Origin of the sequence: Halanaerobacter jeridensis, assembly GCF_016908315.1 — a bacterium.
In the GTDB taxonomy this organism is placed as follows: Bacteria; Bacillota; Halanaerobiia; order Halobacteroidales; family Halobacteroidaceae; genus Halanaerobacter; species Halanaerobacter jeridensis.
In genome coordinates this window covers 1-1824 of the sequence record NZ_JAFBDQ010000040.1, presented here as the reverse complement: position 1 = coordinate 1824, position 1824 = coordinate 1, and the positions used below count along the sequence as shown (strand labels likewise).

2 protein-coding genes are annotated in these 1824 nt (G+C 26.6%); both read left to right on the top strand.

The annotated features are described in order from the left end of the window. Positions 1-63 precede the first annotated feature (63 nt). Positions 64-909 (top strand): hypothetical protein, encoded by an 846-nt coding sequence (locus JOC47_RS15215; protein ID WP_204703287.1) that lies wholly within the window; start codon positions 64-66, stop codon positions 907-909. An 81-nt stretch (positions 910-990) separates the two neighbouring features. Continuing rightward, on the top strand, positions 991-1659 hold the full coding sequence (locus tag JOC47_RS15210) for a hypothetical protein (RefSeq protein WP_204703286.1): 669 nt from the start codon (positions 991-993) through the stop codon (positions 1657-1659). The last annotated feature ends 165 nt before the right edge of the window (positions 1660-1824 follow it).

The following is a 1824-nucleotide window of genomic DNA, read 5'->3' as shown; positions in this document are numbered from 1 at the left end:
TTGAGCTAGACGTCGCGAACCCTAGGGACGTTAGGCGAAATTTACAAGGGGGTTAATATTTATATGAACAAACATATTAAAATTCATTCAGAAATAATAAAACAAGCTTTAGAATTAATGGAATATAATGAAAGAGAATCAACTATAGTGTTTAAAGGGAAAATATTAAAAATTATGCATTCAAACATATGGGAAAATAAGGATTGTGAAATTTCTGAGAATGAAGATTTATTTTCATACATTATTGGTGATATTTGGAACATAGCTAATCTTGTTCAAAGATTAAACTGGTTACGTAATATTGCCATGGATAACGATAATAATTTTTGGCATACATATGCATCTTTAGATATTGAACATATCTACGTTGAGTTTAGATCTTTATGTGATCATTTAGCTAAATTAATTTATTATTGTTATGATGAAATTCCAAGTTCAAGAGGTGAATCGTTTTATAAATTATTAAAGTGGGTTTTTGAAAATAGAGAGAATGCTAATGTAGACTTGGTTGAAGTATTCAGGAACTCAAATTTATTAAGGGAAGAGGAAGAAATTTATAAAACATGGTTTGGGCATATGAGAGAAATTAGAGATGATATAAATCATAGAGGAGCAGAAGCAATTGTTTTTGCTAATCCAAGTGATGGAATTATATTTCAGGTGTTGAGATGGAAATTCAATGATATTGTAGCAGCATTGCCACATATTAGTTTTAATGAGAATGATCTTATTTATTTCAGAAAATATTTTTCTCTTCAAATGGCGTCTTTACTATTGTTTACAGAAGATTTAGCAAATATAATAATTGATAAATTTCAATTGGAAGTTTTTAATTCGTATAGTACAGGATTTGATATTATTCATAAGTGGATGGAAGGATTTCACGAGGAATTAATTTCTGATTATTAAAAATGATTTATTAATTATTAAGCGTCCCTATTAAATTATAATAATTTCAAACAATTGTATTTAAAGTGGAGGAGGATTAGTATGAATAAAATTAAAATAATTTCTCTTATATTAGGCTCAAGTGTTTTATCTTCTATAATAACTTCTTTTATTTCAAAAATAATTAATGATAAAAATAATTCATTGAAGTATATAACTGAAGAAAGAAGAAATTGGCGAAAAAATATTCGGAAGATTATTTCTAAATTAGTTATTGAGAATAATAAAAATAAGGCTAAGAAATTAGTTTCACATTTAGAATTAAATTTAAATCCTTATGATACCAAAGATGAATGTATTATTGATTTAGCAAAAAAATTATTAAAAGCAAGATTTGAAGGCAAAGAAGATAAGGAAGAAGAGAAAGACATTGAAAACAAACTGATAAAAACTTCCTCCTATTTATTAAAACATGATTGGGAGCGCGCAAAACAAGAAGCTAGGTTTAAATTTAATCCTTTTTATATATTAAATACGTTAATTTTAATTTGGGTGGGGCAAATAATATTTGGTTATTATTTTAATATAATATCTATTCCAGATAGAATCAAAACTATTTTCTTAGCTACTTTAGTGTTTAGTATTATATTATTTTTCCTTTATTATATTTTTAGATTTATAAAATTGAAAATTAAATCAAAGTTATCTCCTATAAATTCAGAGGTTTCAAAAATATTAAACCTTTCTTACAGAAAAGAATTAGAAGAGTAATGATCTTTTGATTGCTTATTTGATCAGTAAACTTCGCCTAACAGAGCCTTAGCGACATCAATTACGGAGCTTGGACAAAGTTGTCGAAGCTAACTTATAAAATTAAGGTTGCATTAGATTAGGTTATAGGTGCATAAATGGACGTCGCGAAGCCTCGGGACGTTA